This window comes from Bacillus sp. N447-1, from assembly GCF_022701035.1.
Classification (GTDB): Bacteria; Bacillota; Bacilli; order Bacillales; family Bacillaceae_G; genus Bacillus_A; species Bacillus_A cereus.
Genome location: NZ_CP065509.1, coordinates 3,879,373 through 3,905,177, shown reverse-complemented (window position 1 = coordinate 3,905,177; position 25,805 = coordinate 3,879,373). Strand labels below are relative to the sequence as shown.

The following is a 25,805-nucleotide window of genomic DNA, read 5'->3' as shown; positions in this document are numbered from 1 at the left end:
TTAATGATAGTCATAATGCTCCTAAAACACAAATAAAACCCACTCAATTTATATATTTTTTTAAAATTACTTTTTCCTAGTGCTCTTGCTGCTGTAAAAGTGCTTGTATATCTTCCACATCAATCATATATTTTTGTTTTTCTATACGATGCTCTACTGGTAAAGTCGCAATACGATAATCTAGATTTTTCATTGCTTGTTCAATAATTTTACGAGCTAAACCTGCATTTCCATATGTTTTATCACGATTTTCATATAGATAAGTAAAATAGTCAACAAGCATATTTCTCGCCTCATCTGACATATGATACTGCTTTTTCATCATGTAATAACCCGCGATCCGTATCATTTCTTCTGGTGTGTAGTCTTCAAATACAAGACGATAATCAAAACGACGGCGTAGCCCTTTATTGCTATCAAGGAATTCTTCCATCTCATCTTCATATCCTGCAACTAACACAATAAATTCACCGCGTCTATCTTCCATTTGTTTTAATAATAATTCCACCGCTATATGTCCTACATCATTGCTCCCTTTATTCGTCAACGTATATGCTTCATCAATAAACAGCGTACCACCCATTGCCTGTTGTAATACATTCGCTGTTTTCTCTTCTGTACCACCTTGAAATTTATCAACTAACCCTTTACGGTCCACTTCAATACAATCACCACGTTCTAAAATCCCAAGCGCTTCATATACCTTCGCAATAATTCGAGCAACCTCAGTCTTTCCTGTCCCGGGATTACCAATTAATGAAATGTGCATTGAAAGTTCACTTATATCCTTACCCTCTTCCTGATAATAAGAAACAAGCTGGATTAATCTTTGGATCTCTTCTTTTACCTTCGTTAAACCAATCAAATCATTTAGGCGATCCATTTGTTCTTGTAATAACTTCTCGTTAATTGGAACAGCTACTTTTTTCTCCCCTTTTTGCTGGAACACTTTTTCAACATCTTCTAAATGAATGGTCGTTAGTACTTCTCTCTTCCTCCACTCACTTCTCGGTAACGCTCTAATTCGATCAGAGTGTAACACTTTCCATTTATCCACCTGTTCTCGAACCATCCGTGCATTCCCAAAATGTTCATCGCGTTTTCTATACAACCCTACAAACTGTTCATACACATATTCTTGCGCTTCTGGTGTTAACTCGTACTGTTTATCTTCTAACAACCTATTTCCAATTTCCATCAACTCATCTGGTGTATAATCCTCGAATTTCATATAAGATACAAAGCGACTTTTCAACCCTGGATTTGAAGCAATAAAGCGCTCCATCTCTTTTTCGTAACCAGCAACTACACATAAAAATTCTCCACGATGATTCTCAAGGGCTGCTAATAAAACATCAATAACTTGGTTACCAAAGTCACGGCCACTATCTTCTACACTCAACGAATAAGCTTCATCAATAAATAAAACGCCACCCATTGCTTCCTCAATATATCCCTTTGTCTTCTCTTCAGAATGTCCAATATACGAACCAACTAAATCTTCACGCTTGACTTCTACAATATGCCCTTTTTCAAGCAATCCGAGCGCTTTATACACTTTGCCAAGTAAACGAGCAATCGTAGTTTTTCCTGTCCCAGGATTCCCATAAAAAACAGTATGTTTCGGCTTTATTTCATCTCCTGAATCAAGTCCGGCAGCTTTACGATAACGACTAATTTCCACATAGTTTATTAACTGTTCGATTTGCTCCTTAACACTGGCCATTCCAACAAAACGATTTAACTCCATCATAATAGCGTCTATGTCAATATCTTCTTCCTGCACTTTCACTTTCTCTACATCTTCTACCTCTTGCTTGTCCTCTTGTTTATTCTCTCCATTGGATTTTATTTTTTGCTGGCTAACCTCTATATATGCTTTACAATTTTCTAATACAGTTGAACTGTTATCCTCAATTTGATAAGCCACTTTGTCTATATCAAAACACTTTATATCTGTGAGATTAACCTTACTTTCAGAAGCAACTCTAATACCTATAAGAGCTTCAGAAATATTACAATTTTGAATCGTCCCTTTTACATTAGAATAGATGTCAATCGCCGGTGATTCTTTCGCTTGAGATATTTCACATTGATTTATCCAAAATTCACTTTCTTTTTCAATTAAAAAAATCTGACTTTCACCAAAATTAAAGTTACTTCTCTTAACATCCAATTGACTCTCTTCACTATAAACCATCGGATATTCAAATTGAGAAATACTACTGTTATAAAACATGATACTACTGTTATTTTTCAAATTCAGTGCATTTCCTTTACAATTTCGAATATAAATTTTCTCGATTGTAGCCTGCCCATTATTGAGCCATAAAGCGGTGCCACCGCAATCATATATCCCACAATCTATAACTCTCAATTTACTTTCGCTTACAATTCCAATCCCTCCTAAAGCGTTGTATATTTGATTTCGTTGTAGCAACGCTTCACTTCTTTCAGAAACCCTTACACAATCTTGTTTAAATTCTGTTAACTTACAATCCTCAATTACAGCAAAGCTATTTTGATTGACCACTACAGCTCCACTTTTTCCATTATGTAAATCACATTGTGTCAGTGTTATCCTACTTTCATTCGCCCAAATCATTGGACGCCCATCATTATGGAAATGACCTATTTCGCAATTATCGAGTATACACTCGCTATCGCTTCTTGCATAAACAGCATTATTGTTACCTTCATGTATTTTACAATTTGTTGATTTCAAATAACTTTGCATACAATAAATCACTGGAGAGCTTTCATTTTGAAATTGAAATATTTCACAATCGTCCAATATCATTTTACTATCATTCTTTAAATAAATAGCATTACTAGTGCCATTATGCATTTTACATTTTCTTACTGTTGGCTGACCTTGATTTACAAATATAACAGGATATTTCTCAGCAGAAAACTGATACAATTCGCAGTCTTCAAACAAACCGCCACCATTTTTCTCAAATAATACTGCATTCATTTGTCCATCATATAATTTACACTTTCTAAATGTAGGATTACCAGCATATACTGCTACAAGTTGATGTTTAAAGTCAAAAATTTCACATTCCTCAACTACTGGACTACTATCTTCTTGTATAGAAAAAGCAGATTTTTGCCCCTCATATATTTTACAGCGCTGAATATGAGCTGTTGCTCCTATAATTTTAAAAGCATTGTTTCCCGCTTTATATATTTCACAATTTTCAATGGTTGGATTGCTATTATTATTTATATTATAAGCATTATCCGCAGTATAACTAACTTTACATTTTTTCCATACAGGTTGACTATCCTCAATCCAAATAGCTGGATATGTTTCACCTAATAAATTAAATATTTCACACTCCTCAACTAACCCTGCACTCTGCTCTTTGAATGTTATCGCATTCGTCTTGCCATCAAACACTCTACACTGCCTTATCGTTGGCTTACTTCTGTGTATATACACCATGCCAATTTTAAAGTTAAATACCTCACAACTTTCGATTATAGGCTGGCTTTCCTCCATATAAATCCCATTGCTTTCTCCATCATGTATATTGCATTTTTTTATCATAGGATCGCTATTCGAAATATATATAACGGAACCTTGCATATGAGATAAGTCACAATTCTCTATACTCGGCTTTCCTCCATTTTTAATACAGATTGCATTACTCGGACTACTATGAATACGACAATTTTTTATATTCGGACTACTTTTCTCTATAAATATAGAAGGGTACGTTTCTCCCTTCATCCGATAAATCTCACAATTTTCTATCGTTCCTTGACTTCCTTCACCAAAATAGATTGCATTTGTATATCCACCCGTTATTTGGCAAGAGTGCATAGATAATATCCCTTGTTTTTTTACCGCTACCCCAGAACCATTCCCAGGATAAATATCACACTCCTGTATCTGGAGAGCCCCAAATTTACAATCGATTAATGCATTATCTTCTGATCCAAGTCTCTTAACTTGAATGCCCTTTATAAACACTTTACCACCATTATCAATGCAAATTGCTTTTTCAAACGCTTCAATGACAGTACTTTGCTTATCTCCTTCACTAATAATATTAATGTCTTTATCAATATATATATTCTCTCGATACACACCGGGTTTTACTACGATTGTAGTCCCTGATGAAGCACCTTTCACAGCATCCGAAATCGTTTTATATTTAGAAAACAATGCTTTCGACACAACAATTTCTTTCATACTTCAGCCCCACCCCTCTGCAATGTTTCATATGTTTCATTATACATAAACCCACTGCGTAAAAGGGAATATTTTTCCATATAAAATAACAAAAAGAAGGGCATCTATTTCTCCCTTCTTTTTTATAAAGTCACCTTCTAAATTTGAAATTCAGGATCATCTTCTTTTCGTTTATCCATCATTTCTTTCACTTTATCAACAGCTTGTGGCGCTAATTCAATTATTTTATCGATGACGTGTGTTTGTTTATCTAAGTGCAATACTTTCACACCATCTCCATTTATAACAAGAAAGGCAACAGGATTAATAGAAACTCCTCCACCACTTCCCCCGCCAAATGGATGACGGCCTGAATGTTCTACTTTACCAAATTCACTTCCACCAGCAGCAAATCCGAAACTTACTTTCGAAACTGTAAGAATTACGCTTCCATCTGCCGCTTTAATTGGGTCACCAACAATTGTATTTACATCAGTCATTTGTTTTAAATGCTGCATTGCTGTTGTCATTAAACCTTGAATTGGATGGTCCATTCTATATCCCCCCTATGCTTGAACAGATTTTTCTGTCATACCAGATCTTTGTCTTCTCATAAATACGAGTAATTTGACGCCAGTTTTTATAGCGCGGAATATACGAAAAGATGCTGTTAACTCGCATCTTGATGCAAATCCTTTCCCTTGAAAAACTGGGGTAATTTCAAATTCTGGTACGTCGACAATATGCATATATTGTCCGACAACTCCAGCAGCCATACCTTTTGTCCCCCATGCATATCCAGTGACAATTCCAGTACTAGCTGCATCGCCTGCTCCAATTTGTGTATGCCATTTCCAACCATTGATTTTCACTCGTTTGAGAAAATCTTTAACAATAGTATGAACTTCTTGAAGCTTTTTTATCAGTTCACCAATGCTGTCAAGTTGCGCCATAATTTTATTATCGAGTCCGCCGTCCTCTTCAGCTTTTTCGATTTTCTGTCCTGTCTTTTTCTGCTGTTTTTCAATTCTTTCCAACACATCAAATGTATATCGAATCATCCATATTTTCACTTGAAGCAAACATTGCTTTTCCATTTCTGAATATAAAAATGTCACCTTAAGCTTTATTTTCGACAATAGTATAAACAAAATAAAAAGAAGAAGAATTATTATTCCAATTACGAGCCACTTCATACGTATCATCCTTTCACTCCGTACCCATTATCGACAAGTTTATTCATCGTTAAACAGAGTTTTATAAGATTGAATATAAAAATTTTTCTAAAAATAAAAAGGTATTTTGACAATTTATATCGAAATATATTATTTGAACATATCATCAGGGAACGGACTCTAATGATATGTAGCACGAAAAACAGAAAATTTAACTGCAGTGGAGGGATACATAATGGCAGATCGTCGCAATTTATTTTTCTTTTATGGTGATGACAAAGCAACGCTCGTTGAAAAAATGAAACCAATCTATCGTATTTTAGAAGAGAATGGATTTACCATATTAGATCATCCAAAAAATGCAAACGCTATCGTCAGTGTTGGAGATGATGCAACCTTCTTACAAGCCGTTCGTAAAACTGGTTTTAGGGAAGATTGCTTATATGCAGGGATTTCTACGAAAGATGAAATTTCGTTCTACTGCGATTTCCATATTGATCACGTTGATACAGCCCTTCAAGAAATTACAAAAAATGAAATTGAAGTGCGAAAATATCCAACAATTCAGGTAGATGTAGATGGCAGTACATCTTTCCATTGTTTAAATGAGTTCTCATTACGTTCTAGCATTATTAAAACATTCGTTGTAGATGTTCATGTTGATGATTTATATTTCGAAACATTTAGAGGCGACGGTTTAGTTGTTTCTACCCCAACAGGAAGTACTGCTTACAATAAATCATTGCATGGTGCAGTTGTTGACCCGCTTATCCCATGTTTCCAAGTAAGCGAACTAGCATCTTTAAACAACAACACTTACCGTACGCTCGGTTCACCTTTCATTTTAAATCACGAACGTACATTAACTTTAAAACTAAGACCAGACGGTAACGATTATCCTGTTATCGGCATGGATAACGAAGCGCTTAGCATTAAACAAGTGGAAAAAGCTGTTGTACGCTTAAGCGATAAACAAATTAAAACAGTTAAATTAAAAAACAATTCTTTCTGGGAAAAAGTACAGAGAACGTTTTTATAAGATTAAAATAACCGCAGAATTATGGAATTCCATAATTCTGCGGTTATTTATTTACCCCGATTGACGCGAACAATACTCTCTTACTATCCGGCCGTTATTCTTGTCAGTTTTTGTCGGTAATTCGATATATTCCGAAAACCGCTCATATATTTTTACGCATCTTTTCTATAGACAACTTGGCCATCTATTACGGTCATTTCTGCTTGTACTTCTTTTATTTCTTCTGCCTCAATTTCAAAAATATTGCGGTCTAATATTGTAAAATCTGCTTCATATCCTTTTGTAATTTGCCCTCGCTTCGCTTCTTTTCCGATTGCATAGGCACTTCCTGTTGTAAATAAAGAAACAGCCTCATATACCGTTAATCTTTCCTCAGGCATATAGCATATACCGTCAATAAAACTTCTACGTGTAACAGCGCTATATATGCCTAGAAACGGATTTACTTGTTCAATGGGAGCATCTGAGCCACCGTTGCAGTGTAATCCTGCCTCCAGTAACGTCTTCCAAGCGTACGCATAACGAAGACGGTGCTCGCCTAGTTTTTCAATGACTGACGGAAAATCTGATGAAAGAAAGACTGGCTGTATATCGATAATGGCTTGCAAGTTTTTCATTCTTTCTATCAACTCTTCACGAGCAAGCTGACAATGAATAATGCGGTCACGCACCCCTTCTGCTGGTGGATATAATTCGAGTGCATCAATGACATATTCAAGCGATAAGTCACCGATAGTATGAATCGCAACTGGCATATGTAGATCTCGTGCTTTCTTTACTAATTCCGCAAGTTCTTCACGTGAGAAAATCGCAACTCCATTTGTTTCCTTCGCATCTTCATACGGTTCACTTAATAATGCTGTTCTTCCGCCAAAAGAACCGTCAGAGAAAATTTTCATTGCTCCAAATTCAATACAATGTTCATTTTCATATTCTTTTCGTTCATGTGCTACTTCATGGTGAACGAGCAAATGGGCTTTAAATGGCATTTCTTTTATAACGTGAGAAAACGCATTATATGTTTTTCTAAAACCACCATAATAATTTAAATCTTCCGTATGCCCGCCAACAAGTCCGTATTTCCAGCAATCTTTAATCGCTGTTTGCAGAGCTCTTTGTAAATAAGCTTCATCAATTTCTGGCTGAACATGTTTAATTAATTCTTGCCCTTGTTCATATAAAAGCCCTGTTAACTTATTTGATGAATCCCTACCAATTTTCCCGCCTTTTGGATCTTCTGCCTTTTCTGTTATATTCGCTTCTTGCAGTATGTATGCATTCACCCATGTAACGTGACGACAAACTCTCTTTAGTAAAATGGGATGTTCTTTCGAAATTTCATCTAAATCACGCGCGTGAACATCTTTCGTATCTGTAAAGTTATTTTCATTCCATCCTTCTCCAATAATCCAAGAGCCCTTTGGAGCTTCTTCCACTCGCTTCTGAACAAGAGTAAGCACTTCACCATAAGATGTGCAATTTGATAAATCTAAACGAAGCAATCTCTCCCCATGCCCAATAAGGTGCATGTGGCTATCAACGAGACCTGGAATCATCGTTTTGCCTTTTAAATCGTGCAATGTAACCGCGGCATATTGGTTTTCTAACTCTTCTTTACTTCCAATATCAACGATCGTACCGTTTTCAATGTAAACAGCTTCTACTTTTTCATTTTCTTCTCTCATTGTGTAAATGGTGCCGCCATACCAAATTTCTCCCATATATCCCATCTCCTTTATTTTTTATTGTATAAAAAAAAGCACCATTTCAAAACATGGTGCTTTTCTAAAAATTACTTTTGTTCAGTAGTAGATGTTGTAACTTGCCATTCAATATTAAATTTATCTTTTACTTGTCCGTATGCTGGGCTCCAGAATGTTTCTTGAAGTGGCATGATAACTTCTCCACCTTCTTGTAACTTATCGAATACTTCTTTTGCTTTTTCTGCATTACTAATTTGAATTGCGATTGTTACTTGAGATCCGATTGTATGCCCTTGACCTGGGAATGTATCAGAAATCATAAGATCCGTATTACCAACTTTTAAAGTAGCGTGTAAAACGCGCTCTTTCGCTTCAGCTGGAATCGGGTATTCTGGATTTTCAGGCATGTCACCAAAAGTTTGCATAACTTCTACTTTTGCATCTAAAGCCTCTTTATAAAACTGTACAGCTTCTTGCCCACTACCATCTAAAACTAAGTACGGATTAATACCTAAAATCATACGGACACCTCTTTTTTAAGTTTATAAAATCGAACTTGTGTTCGTTTTTATATTATCATTGTTTTGCATTTCATTCAACTATTTACTTCACTGTTTTCAAAATTATTTTGACGGAATCTCCATCTCTTGTTTTCTAAGTTCAATACGGCGAATTTTTCCAGAAATCGTTTTTGGTAGTTCATCTACAAATTCAATTTTGCGAGGGTATTTATATGGTGCAGTGAGTTCTTTGACGTGTTGTTGGAGTGTTGGAATTAATGTTTCTTCGTTCTTTTCTATATTCTCTCTTAATACGATAAATGCCTTCACGACACTTCCACGAATTTCATCAGGACTTGCGACAACTGCACATTCTCTTACATAAGGATGTTTTACAAGTGCATCCTCTACTTCAAACGGCCCGATTGTATAACCAGAGCTAATAATGATATCATCGCCGCGCCCTTCAAACCAGAAGTAGCCGTCTTCATCTTTCTTCGCTTTATCACCTGTAATATAATAATCACCGCGGAATTGCATCGCTGTACGTTCATCGTCTTTGTAATATTGTTTAAAGAGGGCCGGCGTTTCAATGTGAACTGCAATATCACCAACTTCGCCTACTTTAACTGGAGTACCTTCCTCATTTACGATATCGACGTGGTTACCTGGCGTTGGTTTCCCCATTGATCCTGGTCTAATATCCATCCCTTTCATTACACCAACAAGTAATGTATTTTCCGTTTGCCCATAGCCGTCTCTCACTGTAATATGAAAGTGCTTTTTGAACGTTTCAATGACTTCTCTATTTAACGGCTCACCTGCCGATACAGCGCTATGTAATGCCTCTAAATTGTACTGGCTTAAATCTTCTACCTTTGCCATTAATCTATACTCAGTCGGTGTACAACAAAGTACATTCACCTTATTATCGTCTAATAAGTTTAGGTACGTTTTCGGTTCAAACTTACCGTGATATACAAACCCTGTTGCCCCTGATCCTAAAGTTGCTAAAAACGGGCTCCAAATCCACTTTTGCCAGCCTGGACTAGCTGTTGCCCATACAATATCATTCTCTTCAATTCCGAGCCAATTTGGAGCGCTCGTACGTAAATGAGCGTATGCCCACGCATGTGTATGAACGACACCTTTTGGATTTCCTGTCGTTCCTGACGTGTAAGATAAAAAGACCATATCTTCTTTATCTGTCTTCGCCATTTCTAACATGTCACTCTCTGTTTCTAACGCTGTTTTTAAATTAACCCATCCATCTACTGACTGCTCGCTCAGGACAAATTTCCGAAGAGATTCCATCGCTTCTATATCATCAAACTGCCTAATATACGGCTCATAGCTTACTATCGCTTTTACTTCTCCATGTCCAATTCGATATTCTATATCTTTTTTACGTAACATTTCCGAGCTTGGAATTACGACAAATCCTGCTTTAATAGCAGCAATATACGTCATGTACGCTTCAATTAAACGCGGCATCATAATGAGAAGCTTGTCCCCTTTTTGCAAACCACTTTTTATAAAAGCGTTTCCAATTTTATTCGCACCTTGCATTAATTCAGCGTATGTAACTTCCCTTCGATTCCCTTTATCATCTTGCCAAATTAAAGCTAACTTCCCTTTATCACCTGTATATTTCTCTATTTCAGAAACTAAATTATAAGACGGTGGCGCCAACAATTCTTCTCGCTTCATAAAATATCCTCCCTTTTCTTTATGCCTCCTTTATATAATAAAGAATTTTCAGTTAATTTTGAACCCTCTTCTTTTGACAAATTTTTCAGTTCTGTCGAATTAGTAAACGAAATTACATCGACTTACCGACAAATAGCGACACAACACAAAAAAAGAAAGAGCGGGAGAACCCGCTCTTTCTAAGCCATCATATGGGATTATTTTTGGTAACCGCCTAATTGTTGCTCAGCTAGTGAAACTAGACGTTTAGTGATTTCACCACCAACAGAACCGTTAGCGCGAGCTGTTGCATCAGCTCCAAGTTGAACACCAAACTCTTGAGCGATTTCGTATTTCATTTGGTCTAATGCTGATTCAGCACCAGGAACCGCTAATTTATTTGTGCTACGTGACATGTTATATCACCTCCTTGTGAGTATAGAGTGTGATAAATAACATGACTTCATACACGTTTTAGATATGGTAATTTATGGTTTTAGAAAAGTTCTTCAAATTTTTCTTCTTCCGCCACTACTTCTACCGTTTGTAATACCATTGTTTCTTTGTTCGCTACAGCTTCATCGATTAATGGTGTGAAATCGTATTTCGCTTCAAAACGATTTGCTTTTTCACGTTTCGGCTTCGTCGCTGGGCTTGCTGGTGTGAATACAGTACAGCAATCTTCATATGGACGAATTGAAATATCATACGTGCCGATTTCTTCAGCGATTTTAATAATCTCTAATTTATCCATCGTAATAAGCGGACGAATAACTGGGTAGTTTGTTACTTCGTTAATCGTATGCATACTATCTAACGTTTGGCTTGCTACTTGTCCAAGACTTTCACCAGTCGTAATTGCAAGTGCGTTACGCTCCTCAGCAATACGTTCTGTAATACGCATCATCATACGGCGCATAACCGTCATTGAATAGCTAGATGGGATTTCTTTATTAATCGTTTTTTGCACTTCTGTAAACGGAACAAGGTGAAGCGTTACTCGTTTACAATACTTCGTTAACTCTTGCGCTAAATCGATTACTTTTTGTTTTGCACGCTCACTTGTGAAAGGTGGACTATGGAAGTGAACTGCTTCCACAGATACGCCGCGTTTCATCGTTAAGTAAGCTGCTACTGGGCTATCAATACCACCAGAAAGAAGTACCATTACTTTTCCGCCAACGCCAACTGGTAAACCGCCAGCTCCCATACGCTCATCGCACATGATATAGCTATAGCCACTGCGGATCTCTACGCGTACATTTACATCTGGATTATGAACATCTACTGTAATATCCTCTGTGTTTTCTAGAATGTGTCCGCCAATCTCAGGTAATAATTCCATCGTTCTCATTGGGAAATGCTTATAAGAACGGTGTACAGTAATTTTAAATGTTTTCACATCACCTTTTACTTGTAAGAAAGCTGCTAATGCACCTTTTTTAATGTCTTCTAATTCTGATGGTACTTTCATCGCTAAGTTAAACTTATGAATACCAAATACATCCTTCAATCTTTCAGAGACTGCTTCATGATCTTCACCATTTAACTGGATGTACATACGATCGTGTGTTGCATCGATTTTAATATTTGGGAATTTTTTCAGTTTGAACTTCACGTTATCTTTTAATGTGCTTACAAACTTAGAACGGTTCTTACCTTTTGTCGTCATCTCTCCGTAACGCACTAAAATATATTCATATTTCAACATAATTTCTTTACCTCATCACTTCATATAATTTTGGCATCGTCTCTTTTACAATACCTTCAAATTTTTTTACTTCTTCCATTGTGTTTTCTGGTGCCAAACTAATACGAATAGCGCTTGCAGCTGCTGCATGCGGCACTCCCATTGACACTAACACTCTGCTCACTTCATTTGCTTTTGAAGAACAAGCAGATTTCGTTGACACATATACACCGTGTTCTTCTAAAGCATGAACGACTACTTCTGGTTTTAAACCAACAAATGATACATTTAAAATGTGCGGTGCTGCATATGCAAGCGACGTGTTAATCGTTACATCTTCCATTTCTTTAAAGAAACGAACAAGCTCTGCTTGTAAACTTTGCAAATGAGCTACCTTTTCTTTCACTTGTTCCATTGTCATGCGAAGTGCTTTCACCATCGCTACAATGCCAGGTAAATTCTCTGTACCAGAGCGATACTTAAGCTCTTGTTGACCACCTGATAAAATCGGATCTAATCTTACGCCATCGCGTACATAAAGAAGACCCGTTCCTTTTACACTGTGGAATTTATGTCCAGATATTGAGCAAAGATCAATATGAGAAGCATATAAATCAAGCGGTACTTTCCCTATCCCTTGTACATGATCTACATGGAATCTTATTTTCGGATGATTCGATAATAACGTTCCAATTTCAGCAACGGGCTGAATTGCTCCAGTTTCGTTGTTCACATGAATAATTGACACAAGAATCGTATCTTCACGAAGTGCTCGTTTCACATCTTCTACCGACACAACACCATGCTCGTTAACCGGTAAATATGTTACATCAAACCCGAGTTCTTCTAATTGCTTATATGCCTCAAACACAGACGCGTGTTCAATATTTGTTGTAATGATATGTTTGCCGCGCGAACGATTCCTCATCGCTATCCCTTTAATCGCAAGGTTATTCCCTTCTGTTCCACCTGATGTGAAAATAATTTCAGAAGGTTTAACACGAAGAAGCTGCGCTGCAATCGTTCTTGATTGTGTTAATAGACGCTCTGCCTCTCCTCCAAGCGAATGAATAGAAGAAGGATTACCAAAATATTTCCCAGCAACCGTCACGTACGATTGAAGAGCTTCTGGATATGGCTTCGTCGTCGCACTATTATCAAAATAGATCATCGTTCTTCCCCTTTCAGCGCTATCACATCGTATAATCATATCATAAATACGTGTCATTACGCTAAGACTACGCAAAGGTTCCGTTTTATCTCGATTGGTGAAGGCTAATAATTGTCGAGGATGCCCTCCTATTACAGTTTCACTTTATCCCGCATGAACGGGCAATAAGACTCTCACCTCAAAATCCAGTTAGAGCAAAGAAGTTAGGTAGGAGTCGGGCTGTCCGTAAATGCCCGATTGGTGAAGGCTAGTAATCAATAGGGATGAATCCTCCTACTGATTACAGTTTCACTTTATTTTGAAACGAATAACCTTGCTGTATTCCGCTATTCATTATAGCAACATCGTCTGCAAAATTACACAAAAAAACAAACCCTTTTATGAAAGGGTTTGTTCATTGTCTACATATTCAGCTATTTTTTGAACAACGCCAGGTTCAAGTTGCTCTAATACTGAAGCCGCTTGTTCTAAAGCTGCATCATATTGATATTCACGGAATAATTTCTCAGCATAATTTAAACTTTCTGCTAGGTTTTCATCATGACTACGGTAACGGTTACCGTACTGAATTAATTTTTCCACTAAATATGCTTGTCCAATTAACTCTTCTGTCATTTCAGCCACACCGTTCACAGTTGTGTATGCTTCTTCTAAACTGCTATTTACAGCGTTCATATTTAACGGCTTCACTTCTAATTGTTCATATACAGCTTGCATTGCCATTTGCCCTCTTTTTAAATCTTCCATAATACTCTCTGGAAGACCTGGCAAATTCGACTTTTGCATAAAGCGTTTCGTTTCGAAAATAGTATTTCGCATTTCTTGTAACTTCTCACGTGCTTCAAATTCTTCTTTGCGCATCGCTTGCAACATTTCTTTATATTCTGCATGAAGTACTTTTAACGTTTCACATTGCTCATAAACCTCTTCTAGTTCCTCACGAATAATAGAGAAGGCAATATCTTGTTCTGCAACGCGTAATTGTAGCATTTCAAAACGTTTCGTTAAAATGTGCATTTGCTTTTCAATTACTTTTTGAGACTCAATGTCTTTATCTTGTAACTGATAGCTTTGTTTCACAAGTTGTGTTTCTGTTTTCGTTTCAATCGTTTCGATACGCATTTCTTCTAAGTCATCGTAAACAGAAAGTGTTTTTTGCTCCACATAATGTCTCGCATGTACTTCTTGTTCCAATTGATCGTAGAAGCCATCTAAACGTGTTTTTAAATTTTCTACTTTTTCAGCCGCTTCTGTTATATGAAGCTCCTGTATATCCATTAAACATGTTTGTAGTTGTTTCGTCATATCGCGAACTTCTTTAGGGACTTCCAAATAATCTAATACATAACCTTGTCTTACCATATCATTATGTCCGTGTAATAAATCTTCCAGCTGAACTGGTAACGTCGCTTGACACTCTACCAATAAATCTGGAATTTGGTGAATAATGATTTCTAAATCTGCTAAACCTTCTTCCAAACTAATAACAATTTCTCTCGCTTTTAAATAGTCGCCATTGTTTGTTGCTTCTTCAAAGGTTTTAAATTTCTCAGATTCAGCGTCTAGCATCTCTTCGATTTTCTGCTCTGCTGCTCCATACATATGTCTATGAGCAAGAACACTCTTTTTCATACTACGATATGTATCACGTAACCCTTCAATTTCCGAGCTATTTTTCTCATGGCTTTCTAACAATTGCTGTAATTCATTTAAAATGTCAGTAATACGATTATCAGCGTCATCTAAACCACTTATGGATTCGTTCATCGCATGCTTTGCTTTTCGGAAGGAGAATTGCGAGGCGAATTTTCGCGCTTGCGTTAAATCTTTGTCAGCTTTCGGAAGGGTTGTTGATACAATTTCATCCCATTCTTCACGCCATTTACCAAACAGTTCTTCTGTTTGACCCGTCATGTTTAAATCTTTTACCCGTTTTAGTTCATCTGCCACAGGTTTATCTTTTATCTCTTGTTTCCACTGCTCCAGTGCTTCAATATCTTTATATGAACGATTTCTTATCACAAGCTCTATCATGAGCAGCACTAGAATAGAGCTTACTACAATGATAACGATCGTCAGGATAGAATCCATGCAAAAAAGCCTCCTAGTTATATCTCTTTTTTTGTCCGTTCCGTTTATGAAATGGAAGGCATTATGTATAAAAAGGGAATTCCCCTATATTTAACAACTAACAATGTACTAATCATACCATGTAATGGTTTGTTTTTGACCTAGTTTTTTTTAAAATTTCATGTTTCTTTCAATGTGATTGTAATCTTTCTCAATATTCCGCCTACCTCACTCCCTATCCTCAAATGATTGTAATAACAAACAATCTTTCGTATGGGATACGAAATAAATTTTCCGCATGAGTGGTGGTTCAACAGAAATTACATGTACATTTCCTTGCCTTACAGACTGCTCTACTGCCCTTTCTGGAAGTAACGTGATACCAAGGCCAGCTTTTACCATTGCAAGCATCGGTTCTGCGTAAGATGTTTCCACAGCTATAGTTGGTTTTACACCTATTTCATGAAACATGTTCATAATCATTTTCCTTACATCACATATTTCTGGATATACAATTAATTTTTCATTGTGCAGCTCTTCTATTTGAATGACTATCTTCTCTTTGTACGGATGATTATTTGAAACGGCACAAACAATTTTCTCTTGTTGCACTTCTTTTATATACGTAGCACCTTCTACTACTGAATCGATGAACATCGCGTCAATCTCCCGCGCTTTAAATAAATCTCTTAATACTTCCGTATGCCCGATTTGCCATTCCACTTCGAACTCATCACCTAATATATTTTTACATTCTGATATGTAATGCTCCGCTAAACTCGGTAGTATACCAATTGAAAACTTCCGGTTCTCTTGATACCCCCTCATTTCTGTTTTCACTTCATTTATTTGCTCCAAAATCGGTAACATTCTTTTTATAAATAACTCTCCTGCCTCCGTTAACTCTACTCCTTGCGCAGAACGTTTAAGTAACGTAACCTCTAAATCCGCTTCTAACTTTTGAATTTGTTTACTAAGCGCTGGTTGCGATATATGTAAAATCTTACTTGCCTTTGATAAACTTCGCGTATGCTTCACTTCAATAAACGATCGTACTGCCTCCAAATCCATCGTACACACCTCTAACAAAAAGTTATAACCGTTATAAGAAATCGATATTTCCTCCTATAAACAATTACTCTTTATACTTATTTCATCAACTTACTATAACGAAATGTAAAGGGGAAAGATACTCTTGAACAAAAAACAAATGCTACTCGGATCCTTTCTATGCTTACTCGCTGTCACTGCCTGGGGATTTATGTTTCCTGTAATGGCAAATGCTCTGCAATTTATCGATCCATTCTTCTTCACAACGATTCGCTATGGATCAGCAGCTATTATTTTTCTTATTTTGCTATTAATTACTGAAGGAAAGACTTCACTCCGCTTAGAAAAAAGAACACTTTCTCTATTCTTTTACGGGACAGTCGGTTTCGCGGGGTATGGTTTTCTCGTTTTCTACGGACAGCAACTTGCCGGACCTTCCGGAGCAATCCATGCAGCTATGATTCAATCCCTTATGCCACTGATTGCCTTATCACTGCAATGGATAACCCAAAATCGCCGCCCACAAAACTATACATTCCTTTGTATGTTCGTTGCATTACTTGGCGTTATGCTTGTCATTTCAAAAGGAAATATTGAATTACTATTTGGAGCTGCAAGCCACTTATCAACAAATATATTGATGCTATGCGGCGTTACTTGCTGGGTCATTTATACAAACGGGGGTGCTCGTTTTCAATCTTGGTCACCACTTAGGTACACGACATTAACTTGTTTATTTGGCTCCATTTCACTCATCGTTATTGTTACTTTCTTAACGTACACAAATATAGTTACTATGCCGTCACTGCGTACAGTTGTGAGCGTTCGTTCTGAGCTCTTTTATATGTCGATTATCGCAGGCGTTATCGCTGTATTTTGCTGGAATATGGGAAATCGCTATATTTCATCTATTAACGGCATATTATTTATGAATTTAGTTCCTATCCTTGCACTCATTGGTTCTATCTTTCGAGGTTATACAGTCGATAAAATTGAAATCGCTGGGGCTGCATTAACAATTATCGCGCTATTATGTAACAATTTATGGCAAAGAAAAGTAAACATAAAAATCCCCACCTCAGTTCGTTAGGTGGGGATTCTTCACATATGAACAGCTCTTGGCCATTCATGGTACATATTCGCTTTACATAATGCTTGTTCCATCCATTGCTCAATCTCTTTCGTATACATTTCTATGAAAAATGTCTCAGACGGGAAAGAATGGAGTACTTCTGATATATATTGTGGATATAAAAACGGCATACTTATCATACCTTTTAATTGCGTCATAAACATTGTAAATGATACTTTCTGAAATTCTTGTTTCATTTGTCCTTGTCTAATCATTTGTTCTATATAATATCTTTCTTTAGAAAAATAAACGGTCATCACTTCACGAATTAATGTCGTATCAAGCGAAAGCTCTCGGTAGAAGAAACGTGTTAGTTCTCTATTTTCAAATTGATATCGTAAAATCCCGCGCACCATTTGCACCATTACATCTTTAGCCGACAAATACTCTCTCTGTTCAAACGACATTTCAATCACATGAATATATCCTTCTAAAAAATCAGTAATAAGCTGTTCTAATAAACCTTGCTTCCCAGCAAAATAATATGAAATATTCGCTACATTCACATCCGCTCGCTTTGCAATGTCTCGCACCGACGTTCCATCATAACCTTTCGTATTAAACAACGATATTGCCGCATCAATTACTTTTTGTTTCGTCTGCTTCATGCGCTCACTTCCCCTCACTGAACAGCTATAGTTTAAATTTCTTGACTTTTAAGACAAATTCCTTTAATTTTCTATCGACAAAGTCATGTGAAATACATCGTATTTTGCTAATATTTTACACATCTCGATAAAAAAGGAGCTGTTTCCATGTTTACTAAAGAAAGTTATGCAGGATCTCGCGTGCAGCAATATGAGACAGTAATTAAACAACTGGATGCGTTATTAACTGGCGAATCAAACGTAGTCGCAAACTTATCAAATGCGTCCGCATTATTAAACCAATTTTTAGATCGCGTTAATTGGGTTGGCTTTTACGTAACAGAAGGAAATCAGCTTGTCCTTGGACCGTTCCAAGGAATGCCTGCTTGCGTACGCATTCCATTTGGACGAGGCGTTTGCGGCGTAGCAGCTGAAACGAAAACAACACAGCTTGTAGCAGACGTTCACCAATTCCCAGGTCACATCGCTTGCGATAGTGCTTCTAATTCAGAAATCGTTGTACCGATTGTGAAAGAAGGAGCTGTCATTGGTGTACTTGACATTGATAGTCCTGAAAAGAATCGTTTTGATGAAGTAGATCAGCGCTATTTAGAAAAGTTTGTGGAAACACTCCTAAAACATATGTAAAAAGAAAAGAGCGAGTTATCGATTTAGTACGCCCTGTACAAAACCGATAGCTCACTCTTTTTTCATTGATTTACAGTAGATATTTTCTTTAATGCCTGCTCTAAATCAGAAACGATATCCTCCCACGATTCTAAACCGACTGATAAGCGTATTAAATTATCGAAAATGCCCATTTCTTTTCTTAGTTCAGCTGGAATCGCAGCGTGCGTCATCGTTGCTGGATGCTGAATTAACGTTTCTGTATCTCCTAAACTCACCGCAATTGTAATAAAGTGAAGATCATTAATAAGCGCTTGCGTCTCTTCTTTTCCGCCTTTTACTGAAAAAGAAATAACACCGCCCCCGCGTTTCATTTGACGAGATGCTAACTCTCCTTCTGGATACCAAACATCTTCTACCGCATCATGTTTTCTTAAGAACGATACAATTTTTTCTGCATTATCACAATGACGATCCATTCTTACTGCTAACGTCTTTAACCCGCGTAATAATAACCATGCATCAAACGGTGCCATAATACCGCCGATATCCTTTCGCATCGGGCGAATCTTTTCAGCTAATGCTTTCGTTTTACAAATCGTTACACCCGCCACAACGTCGCCATGACCACCAATATATTTTGTCGCACTATGCACAACAGCATCACAGCCAAGCTCAAGCGGTCTTTGTAAATAAGGTGAACAAAATGTATTATCAACAATAACAAGTAAACCTTTTCGCTTCGCAACCCGAATCACTTGTTTTAAATCAATTAATTTCATTGTCGGATTAATTGGTGTTTCAACGAAAATAAGCTTTGTATTTGGGCGAATTTTATTTTCAATATCAACCTCTGTCTCCATATCACAAAACGAATGCGTAATCATAAATTTTTCTTCTAACACTTCTAAAAAACCGTACGTGCATCCGTATAATCCATTTGAACAAATAATATGATCTCCAGCCTTTAAAAAACCGATTAAAGTCGCTGAAATAGCTGCCATACCAGATCCGAAGGCAAGTGCCTCTTCTCCTCCTTCTAACACCGCCATACGTTCTTCAAATAATTTCACAGTTGGATTTCCAAGCCGTGAGTAAATATAAGATGGATCCACTCCCGCAAAACTCGCCTCTCCTTGCTGCGCAGTCTCAAATGTAAATGTAGAAGTTTGAAATAAAGGTGGTGTTAAACTTCCTTTATGTTCCTCAGGTGTATAACCGTGATGAATTAACGCTGTCTCCATATGCTTCTTTTTCATAAAAACATCCCCCTTATGTTTTTATTGCCGCATATTCATCCATAAAAATTTGATGAACGTTTTCCTTCATTTTATGTAAGCGTTTTATTTGTGTTTCTATCTCTTCTTCTATATTGTTTTAAATTCCTTCTTATATTAATTTCCAAAATTTTTATGCATAAAACAAAAACGTACTCGCTTGACGAAACTCTGGGTAAAAGATATAATAGCGTTTGTGTAAAATAAAAAGGCAGCCTTGTAATGTGAGTTTATCGTTTGTATTTTGTTCCTCTACGGAGGTGTATCTCGTAACTCCCTGCTGCTGGAGCGAAGGTACATGAAAACAAAATGCCCGTAAATATCGATTACGTCTGTTTTTATTTTACGTAAATAAAAACATTTTTAAAGGAGGAGTCAACTATGGCTCGTTATACAGGTCCAGCTTGGAAACTGTCTCGTCGTCTTGGAATCTCTCTAAGCGGCACAGGAAAAGAATTAGAAAAACGCCCTTACGCACCAGGTCCTCACGGTCCTAACCAACGTAAGAAACTTTCAGAATACGGTTTACAATTACAAGAGAAACAAAAACTTCGTCACATGTACGGCATGACTGAGCGTCAATTCCGTCGCACATTTGACCAAGCAGGTAAAATGCCTGGTAAGCACGGCGAAAACTTCATGATCCTTCTTGAAGCTCGTCTTGACAACTTAGTTTACCGTATGGGCTTAGCTCGCACTCGTCGTGCAGCTCGCCAATTAGTAAACCACGGTCACATCATGGTTGATGGCGCTCGCGTAGATATCCCATCTTACCGTGTAAAACCTGGTCAAACTATCAGCGTTCGCGAAAAATCTAACAACCTTGTTGTTGTTAAAGAAGCGATCGAAGTTAACAACTTCGTACCAGAATACTTAACTTTCGATGCTGACAAATTAGAAGCTACTTACACTCGTCACGCTGAGCGTGCTGAGTTACCAGCTGAAATCAACGAAGCATTAATCGTAGAGTTCTACTCTCGTTAATGACAAAAAGCCAATCCTGTGGATTGGCTTTTTTCGTTTATATATAAAATAAAATTATTTATTTTCCTCTTTCTGAACATATACATAAGCATCTTTCTGCTCTTTATGTACATCCACCTTCGAATTCTCTGCAAGCTGACCCGCATTTAGCAAAGAAAAAATAATGAGCGCTTCTAGTGACATTTTGTTTTACCACTCCTTTCTAGTTGTTATATATTTATCATACCGCTTACATGTGATTTCCGTATGAACTCGAAAAGGAGATTACAACAAAATGGTTACAAGCATATGAATGCACGCTATAATAACCATAAAATGGGAGGTGGATTCTTTTTGACAATAAATCAAATGGTTCAACTCGGAAGTTCATTTATGCTATTTATTACTTCCGCACTTATTAATTGGTATCAGGGAAGTAATTTAATAGATGATCCTGATGAATGGAAATATAGCGCTAAATTTACGAATTACTTTAAAGGTACCGTTTCAAATTACGAAGATATTTATCAAATCGACTTCTTTATATATGCAGCAAAATTTTATCCAACAGCATTTATCGTTATGCTAGTGAGTTTACTTTATATGCTCATATTAATTCTTTATATTCTATTCAAAAGAAAAGATGTGGCGTTTTAAATCCATACATAAAAACCCCGAATCATAAACTTTTCAGCCTACAATTCGGGGTACTATTTGTTTATATTCGTTTCGGATTAGTAACGAATTAAGAAATATTTCTTCTTACCGCGGCGAATGATTGTGAATTTACCTTCGATGCGGTCGTTTTCTGTTACAACGTAGTCTAACGCTTGTGTACGCTCACCGTTTACGTAGATTGCGCCGTTCGTTACATCTTCACGTGCTTGACGTTTTGATGGAGAGATTTTGCTTTCTACAAGTAAGTCGATTAATACTGTATCTTCTGCAGTACGTTCTACAGATGGTACGTCTTTGAATCCTTGCTCGATTTCGCTTGCAGTTAGTTCTGCTACAGAACCGCTGAATAATGCAGCTGAAATTTTAATCGCTTGCTCTAATGCTTCTTCGCCGTGAACAAGTTTTGTCATTTCAGAACCTAATGCCTTTTGTGCTGCACGTTTTTCTGGCGCTTCAGCTACTTGTTTTTCAAGCTCAAGAATTTCTTCATGAGATAAGAATGTGAAGTATTTTAAGTATTTAACAACGTCGCGGTCATCTGTGTTAATCCAGAATTGGTAGAACTCGTAAGGAGTTGTTTTCTCTGGGTCTAACCAAATTGCGCCGCCTTCTGTTTTACCAAACTTCGTACCGTCAGATTTAGTAACTAGTGGAATTGTTAAACCGAATGCTTTCGCATCTTCTTCTGATTTACGGATTAATTCAAGACCAGCTGTAATGTTACCCCATTGGTCACTACCACCGATTTGTAGGCGGCACTTATGGTGTTGGTATAAGTTTAGGAAGTCGTATGATTGTAAAATCATATAACTAAACTCAGTAAATGAAATACCAGTTTCTAAACGAGATGCTACTGTATCTTTTGCTAACATATAGTTTAAACCGAAGTTTTTACCGATATCGCGTAAGAATGAAATGACATCTAAGTTACCAAGCCAGTCGTAGTTGTTAGCCATTGTTGCTGGGTTGTCCACGTTTTCGAACTCTAAGAAGTTTGAAAGTTGGTTTTTAATGCTTTCTGTGTAGTAAGCAACTGTATCTTTCGTATTTAATGTACGCTCTGCTTTTTTACCACTTGGGTCACCGATCATACCAGTACCACCGCCAACAAGTGCGATTGGTTGGTGACCAGCTAATTGGAAACGACGTAACATTAATACTGGTAACATATGACCGATGTGTAAGCTATCCGCTGTCGGGTCAAAACCACAGTATAATTTAACGCTTTCTTTTTCTAATAATTGCTCAAGGCCCTCAGCATCTGTTTGCTGATTAATTAGACCGCGAAATTCAAGATCTTGTAAAATACCCATATCCTACATACTCTCCTTTAAGTTCATTACTGGCGTGAAGGTTGAAAACATAAAAAAATCGCCCCTTCAAATAAGGGACGATTTTGATTATCGCGTTACCACCCTAGTTGCAAGCAAAAAAAAGCCTACCACCTTATTTACATAACGGCTTAGCACCGTCTTTTCCCTTTTGAATACAATTCAATCGAAAAAAGATGCTCTAGGGGCGTAATTCGCGATCATCTATGTGCTGATTTTCACCGGCCATCAGCTCTCTAAAACAGGGAAATGATCACTACTTCTCCCTTTCCACGCTCAATTATTCATATACTTTTCTTTATACCATCATTTATATAGGCGTGTCAAATAGAGGTCAGGTTTCCCTTCTTGTCAATCCTTTACAACGTCGCAAGAAGTAATTTATTAGACATATAAAAGCCTCCCTCATCTATTCTTTTATAAATGTATACAGACGAGGAAGGCACTTCGTTCAAATATTATTTTAGTTTTTTTATAATCTTTGCAGGATTCCCGCCAACTACTACATTATTAGGCACATCTTTCGTTACGACAGCACCAGATGCGATTACCGCATTGTCTCCAATTGTTACACCTGGATTAATAATTGCTCTTCCGCCAATCCATACGTTATCGCCAATTGTAACTGGTTTTCCGTATTCTGATCCGCTTATACGCTCTACTGGATCAAGCGGGTGCGTTGCTGTATAAATGTGAACACCTGGAGCTAACATACAGTTCACTCCGATTGTTACCGGGCATACGTCTAAAATCGTACAGTCAAAGTTCGCGTAAAAATTTTCACCGACATGAATGTTATAGCCGTAATCACATCTAAAAGAAGATTCAAGATGAATATTATCTCCTGTCGTTCCAAATAATTCTTTTACGATTTCGCTACGCTCTTTCAATTGCTCTTCTGGCGTATCATTTAATTTTCTCGTTAATATACGTGCTTGCTCTCTTTCTTGTACTAAAACTGGATCAGCCGGTATGTACATTTCTCCTAGTATCATCTTTTCCTTTTCTGTTTTCATCATACTATCCCCTTTAACTTATATATACAAGTTCATGATATCATAAAAAAGAAAGGCCTGAACATTTTTCGTTCAGACCTTTCCCTCTTAATCTTCCATCGTTGATAAGTCACCTGTTGGTAAATTCAGCTCCCACGCTTTTAATACGCGGCGCATAATTTTACCACTTCTCGTTTTCGGTAATTTATCTCTAAATTCAATTTGTCGTGGCGCTGCATGAGCTGCTAGGCCTTTCTTTACAAATTGACGAATTTCTTCTTTTAATTCATCAGATGGTTCGTATCCTGCTCGAAGTGCGATAAATGCTTTAATAATTTCGCCGCGCACCGGATCAGGAATACCAATTACACCAGCTTCTGCAACAGCAGCATGCTCGATTAATTTACTTTCTACTTCAAACGGACCAACGCGCTCACCTGACGTCATAATTACATCGTCAATACGTCCTTGGAACCAGAAGTATCCATCTTCATCCATATAAGCAGAGTCACCTGATACGTACCAATCTCCCGGCATGAAATAAGATTCATATTTTTGCTGGTTATTCCAGATCCCGCGCATCATAGATGGCCAACCTTTCGCAATTGCTAAGTTACCCATTGTGTAAGGAGGCACTTCATTTCCTTCATTATCAACAATCGCTGCTTTCACACCTGGAATTGGTTTACCCATGGAACCTGGACGGATTTCCATACAAGGGTAGTTACAAATTACTTGTCCACCTGTTTCTGTCATCCACCACGTATCATGAATACGAAGTCCAAATGCATTCATACCCCAGCGAATTACTTCTGGATTTAACGGCTCACCAACGCTTAATACGTGACGAACTTGTGATAAGTCATATTTTTTAATTGCGTCTTGTCCAGCTCCCATTAACATACGGAATGCTGTTGGTGCGCTGTACCAAACCGTCACACCGTAATCTTGCAGTGCTTCATACCAAGCTTCTGGACTAAAGCGTCCACCTAAAATAACATTTGACGCTCCAACTAACCACGGTGCGAAAATACCGTAAGCTGTTCCAGTTACCCAGCCCGGGTCAGCAGTACACCAATATACATCGTCTTCTTTTAAATCTAATACCCACTTCGCCGTTTGATAGTGCTGAACCATTGCGTTTTGCGCATGAAGCACACCTTTTGGCTTACCAGTAGAACCAGACGTGTAATGTAGAATCAAACCGTCTTCACGGCCTAACCATTCAATATGTAATTCTTTTGAAGCTTGTTCAAATAACGGATTGAACGCTACCGTTTTACCGCCTTCTTCTACATTATCTCCAACAAGGAAAACTGTTTTTAAAGCCGGTAAATCATTTAATGGTACGCGCTCTAATAATTCAGGCGTTGTAATTAACACCTTTGCTTCGCTATCTTCTAAGCGATCGCGAACTGCGCCTTCCATAAATGCTTCAAATAGCGGTCCAACAATTGCTCCTAATTTCACTGCACCTAAAAGTGCGAAATATAACTCTGGAGAACGTGGCATAAAAATAAAAACGCGATCGCCTTTTTCTACATCGCCATAATTCTTAAGGACGTTTCCTGCTTTATTAGAAAAATCCTTCATTTCCTTAAATGTATATTTCTCTTTTCGCGATCCATCTTGATAATAAAGAGCTACTTTATTCTTTCGATCGGATTTCGCATGCTTATCAATTGCCTCATACGCCATATTTACTCGGCCTGTTTCATTCCAAGTAAAGTTTTTATTAACCTCTTCCCAGTTAAAATTCGCGTATGCCTCATCATAATTCGGCAAATTATTTTCTCCTTTAATGACAGGAAGCGTTTCTACTTTCATACTTTACATCCCCCTCCTATGTATTCTATTATCTATTATAATGACATTATTTAAAATTTTCAGTATATTTGTTGATTTTTAGACAAATTTTTAATGACAAATTTCGATTCACATCGCA

General features: G+C 37.3%; 22 protein-coding genes and 1 other annotated feature. Of the genes, 5 read left to right on the top strand and 17 right to left on the bottom strand.

The window, feature by feature from the left end; translation table 11 throughout:
- Positions 1–76 precede the first annotated feature (76 nt).
- From IQ781_RS19790 to IQ781_RS19780, 3 genes are all read right to left on the bottom strand, one after another.
- Positions 77–4,204 carry a right-handed parallel beta-helix repeat-containing protein gene (locus tag IQ781_RS19790; RefSeq protein ID WP_242808153.1) on the bottom strand — a complete coding sequence of 1,376 codons (4,128 nt, stop codon included), beginning with the start codon at positions 4,202–4,204 and terminating at the stop codon, positions 77–79.
- A 137-nt stretch (positions 4,205–4,341) separates the two neighbouring features.
- Positions 4,342–4,737, bottom strand: a complete 396-nt coding sequence (ytfJ, locus tag IQ781_RS19785; protein ID WP_000350003.1) for a GerW family sporulation protein — start codon at positions 4,735–4,737, stop codon at positions 4,342–4,344.
- 12 nt (positions 4,738–4,749) lie between these two features.
- Positions 4,750–5,388 (bottom strand): DUF2953 domain-containing protein, encoded by a 639-nt coding sequence (locus IQ781_RS19780; RefSeq protein WP_002164419.1) that lies wholly within the window; start codon positions 5,386–5,388, stop codon positions 4,750–4,752.
- A 205-nt stretch (positions 5,389–5,593) separates the two neighbouring features.
- On the opposite strand from IQ781_RS19780, the gene IQ781_RS19775 reads away from it, so the two are divergent.
- Positions 5,594–6,397, top strand: a complete 804-nt coding sequence (locus IQ781_RS19775) for an NAD kinase (protein ID WP_000785177.1) — start codon at positions 5,594–5,596, stop codon at positions 6,395–6,397.
- Between the two features lie 152 nt (positions 6,398–6,549).
- Here the strand turns inward: IQ781_RS19775 and IQ781_RS19770 are convergent, their stop codons facing one another.
- The 8 genes from IQ781_RS19770 to IQ781_RS19735 form a co-directional block, all read right to left on the bottom strand.
- Entirely contained in the window at positions 6,550–8,118 is a 1,569-nt protein-coding gene (locus tag IQ781_RS19770) for an amidohydrolase (RefSeq protein WP_139846852.1), read from the bottom strand.
- A gap of 71 nt (positions 8,119–8,189) precedes the next feature.
- Entirely contained in the window at positions 8,190–8,621 is a 432-nt protein-coding gene (locus IQ781_RS19765) for a VOC family protein (protein WP_139846850.1), read from the bottom strand.
- 102 nt (positions 8,622–8,723) lie between these two features.
- Entirely contained in the window at positions 8,724–10,310 is a 1,587-nt protein-coding gene (mbcS, locus tag IQ781_RS19760; RefSeq protein ID WP_000817773.1) for an acyl-CoA synthetase MbcS, read from the bottom strand.
- Between the two features lie 197 nt (positions 10,311–10,507).
- Positions 10,508–10,705 carry an alpha/beta-type small acid-soluble spore protein gene (locus IQ781_RS19755; protein WP_000091640.1) on the bottom strand — a complete coding sequence of 66 codons (198 nt, stop codon included), beginning with the start codon at positions 10,703–10,705 and terminating at the stop codon, positions 10,508–10,510.
- Positions 10,706–10,785: 80 nt separating this feature from the next.
- Positions 10,786–12,000, bottom strand: a complete 1,215-nt coding sequence (thiI, locus tag IQ781_RS19750; RefSeq protein WP_000922341.1) for a tRNA uracil 4-sulfurtransferase ThiI — start codon at positions 11,998–12,000, stop codon at positions 10,786–10,788.
- Between the two features lie 7 nt (positions 12,001–12,007).
- A complete protein-coding gene (locus IQ781_RS19745) occupies positions 12,008–13,150 on the bottom strand; it encodes a cysteine desulfurase family protein (protein WP_139846849.1) in 1,143 nt (380 codons plus the stop codon).
- Between the two features lie 378 nt (positions 13,151–13,528).
- Entirely contained in the window at positions 13,529–15,241 is a 1,713-nt protein-coding gene (gene ezrA / locus IQ781_RS19740; protein WP_139846847.1) for a septation ring formation regulator EzrA, read from the bottom strand.
- A 207-nt stretch (positions 15,242–15,448) separates the two neighbouring features.
- On the bottom strand, positions 15,449–16,291 hold the full coding sequence (locus IQ781_RS19735) for a LysR family transcriptional regulator (protein ID WP_071740844.1): 843 nt from the start codon (positions 16,289–16,291) through the stop codon (positions 15,449–15,451).
- A 124-nt stretch (positions 16,292–16,415) separates the two neighbouring features.
- On the opposite strand from IQ781_RS19735, the gene IQ781_RS19730 reads away from it, so the two are divergent.
- A complete protein-coding gene (locus IQ781_RS19730) occupies positions 16,416–17,360 on the top strand; it encodes a DMT family transporter (protein ID WP_139846845.1) in 945 nt (314 codons plus the stop codon).
- Between the two features lie 11 nt (positions 17,361–17,371).
- Here IQ781_RS19730 and refZ read toward each other — a convergent pair whose 3' ends face one another.
- Positions 17,372–18,010, bottom strand: a complete 639-nt coding sequence (gene refZ, locus IQ781_RS19725) for a forespore capture DNA-binding protein RefZ (protein ID WP_000814923.1) — start codon at positions 18,008–18,010, stop codon at positions 17,372–17,374.
- Positions 18,011–18,157: 147 nt separating this feature from the next.
- Between refZ and IQ781_RS19720 the strand changes: the two genes are divergently transcribed.
- Entirely contained in the window at positions 18,158–18,637 is a 480-nt protein-coding gene (locus IQ781_RS19720; protein ID WP_000494340.1) for a GAF domain-containing protein, read from the top strand.
- 62 nt (positions 18,638–18,699) lie between these two features.
- Here the strand turns inward: IQ781_RS19720 and megL are convergent, their stop codons facing one another.
- On the bottom strand, positions 18,700–19,875 hold the full coding sequence (megL, locus tag IQ781_RS19715) for a methionine gamma-lyase (RefSeq protein WP_016123449.1): 1,176 nt from the start codon (positions 19,873–19,875) through the stop codon (positions 18,700–18,702).
- A 399-nt stretch (positions 19,876–20,274) separates the two neighbouring features.
- On the opposite strand from megL, the gene rpsD reads away from it, so the two are divergent.
- Positions 20,275–20,877, top strand: a complete 603-nt coding sequence (rpsD, locus tag IQ781_RS19710) for a 30S ribosomal protein S4 (RefSeq protein ID WP_000135311.1) — start codon at positions 20,275–20,277, stop codon at positions 20,875–20,877.
- 54 nt (positions 20,878–20,931) lie between these two features.
- Here the strand turns inward: rpsD and IQ781_RS19705 are convergent, their stop codons facing one another.
- Positions 20,932–21,060, bottom strand: coding sequence for a hypothetical protein (locus IQ781_RS19705; protein WP_000050944.1), 129 nt, complete (start codon positions 21,058–21,060; stop codon positions 20,932–20,934).
- Between the two features lie 105 nt (positions 21,061–21,165).
- Here IQ781_RS19705 and IQ781_RS19700 point away from each other — a divergent pair, with 105 nt between their 5' ends.
- Positions 21,166–21,513: a YjdJ family protein gene (locus IQ781_RS19700; RefSeq protein WP_000994182.1), complete on the top strand. Its 348-nt coding sequence runs from the start codon at positions 21,166–21,168 to the stop codon at positions 21,511–21,513.
- A gap of 77 nt (positions 21,514–21,590) precedes the next feature.
- Here the strand turns inward: IQ781_RS19700 and tyrS are convergent, their stop codons facing one another.
- The 3 genes from tyrS to acsA form a co-directional block, all read right to left on the bottom strand.
- Positions 21,591–22,847 carry a tyrosine--tRNA ligase gene (gene tyrS / locus IQ781_RS19695; protein WP_000512076.1) on the bottom strand — a complete coding sequence of 419 codons (1,257 nt, stop codon included), beginning with the start codon at positions 22,845–22,847 and terminating at the stop codon, positions 21,591–21,593.
- A gap of 70 nt (positions 22,848–22,917) precedes the next feature.
- Positions 22,918–23,147, bottom strand: a binding site (T-box leader).
- A 176-nt stretch (positions 23,148–23,323) separates the two neighbouring features.
- Complete coding sequence (locus IQ781_RS19690) at positions 23,324–23,884, bottom strand: maltose acetyltransferase domain-containing protein (RefSeq protein ID WP_002026426.1); 561 nt, start codon at positions 23,882–23,884, stop codon at positions 23,324–23,326.
- 84 nt (positions 23,885–23,968) lie between these two features.
- The gene (gene acsA, locus IQ781_RS19685) at positions 23,969–25,687 is read right to left on the bottom strand and encodes an acetate--CoA ligase (RefSeq protein WP_000862049.1); all 1,719 of its coding nucleotides are present in this window, start codon (positions 25,685–25,687) and stop codon (positions 23,969–23,971) included.
- Positions 25,688–25,805: the final 118 nt, after the last annotated feature.

Coding starts and splice junctions, on each gene's coding strand:
- IQ781_RS19790 (WP_242808153.1), bottom strand. CDS start 4,204: ATGAAAGAAATTGTTGTGTCGAAAGCATTGTTTTCTAAATATAAAACG.
- ytfJ (WP_000350003.1), bottom strand. CDS start 4,737: ATGGACCATCCAATTCAAGGTTTAATGACAACAGCAATGCAGCATTTA.
- IQ781_RS19780 (WP_002164419.1), bottom strand. CDS start 5,388: ATGATACGTATGAAGTGGCTCGTAATTGGAATAATAATTCTTCTTCTT.
- IQ781_RS19775 (WP_000785177.1), top strand. CDS start 5,594: ATGGCAGATCGTCGCAATTTATTTTTCTTTTATGGTGATGACAAAGCA.
- IQ781_RS19770 (WP_139846852.1), bottom strand. CDS start 8,118: ATGGGAGAAATTTGGTATGGCGGCACCATTTACACAATGAGAGAAGAA.
- IQ781_RS19765 (WP_139846850.1), bottom strand. CDS start 8,621: ATGATTTTAGGTATTAATCCGTACTTAGTTTTAGATGGTAGTGGGCAA.
- mbcS (WP_000817773.1), bottom strand. CDS start 10,310: ATGAAGCGAGAAGAATTGTTGGCGCCACCGTCTTATAATTTAGTTTCT.
- IQ781_RS19755 (WP_000091640.1), bottom strand. CDS start 10,705: ATGTCACGTAGCACAAATAAATTAGCGGTTCCTGGTGCTGAATCAGCA.
- thiI (WP_000922341.1), bottom strand. CDS start 12,000: ATGTTGAAATATGAATATATTTTAGTGCGTTACGGAGAGATGACGACA.
- IQ781_RS19745 (WP_139846849.1), bottom strand. CDS start 13,150: ATGATCTATTTTGATAATAGTGCGACGACGAAGCCATATCCAGAAGCT.
- ezrA (WP_139846847.1), bottom strand. CDS start 15,241: ATGGATTCTATCCTGACGATCGTTATCATTGTAGTAAGCTCTATTCTA.
- IQ781_RS19735 (WP_071740844.1), bottom strand. CDS start 16,291: ATGGATTTGGAGGCAGTACGATCGTTTATTGAAGTGAAGCATACGCGA.
- refZ (WP_000814923.1), bottom strand. CDS start 18,010: ATGAAGCAGACGAAACAAAAAGTAATTGATGCGGCAATATCGTTGTTT.
- IQ781_RS19720 (WP_000494340.1), top strand. CDS start 18,158: ATGTTTACTAAAGAAAGTTATGCAGGATCTCGCGTGCAGCAATATGAG.
- megL (WP_016123449.1), bottom strand. CDS start 19,875: ATGAAAAAGAAGCATATGGAGACAGCGTTAATTCATCACGGTTATACA.
- rpsD (WP_000135311.1), top strand. CDS start 20,275: ATGGCTCGTTATACAGGTCCAGCTTGGAAACTGTCTCGTCGTCTTGGA.
- IQ781_RS19705 (WP_000050944.1), bottom strand. CDS start 21,060: ATGTCACTAGAAGCGCTCATTATTTTTTCTTTGCTAAATGCGGGTCAG.
- IQ781_RS19700 (WP_000994182.1), top strand. CDS start 21,166: ATGAATGCACGCTATAATAACCATAAAATGGGAGGTGGATTCTTTTTG.
- tyrS (WP_000512076.1), bottom strand. CDS start 22,847: ATGGGTATTTTACAAGATCTTGAATTTCGCGGTCTAATTAATCAGCAA.
- IQ781_RS19690 (WP_002026426.1), bottom strand. CDS start 23,884: ATGATGAAAACAGAAAAGGAAAAGATGATACTAGGAGAAATGTACATA.
- acsA (WP_000862049.1), bottom strand. CDS start 25,687: ATGAAAGTAGAAACGCTTCCTGTCATTAAAGGAGAAAATAATTTGCCG.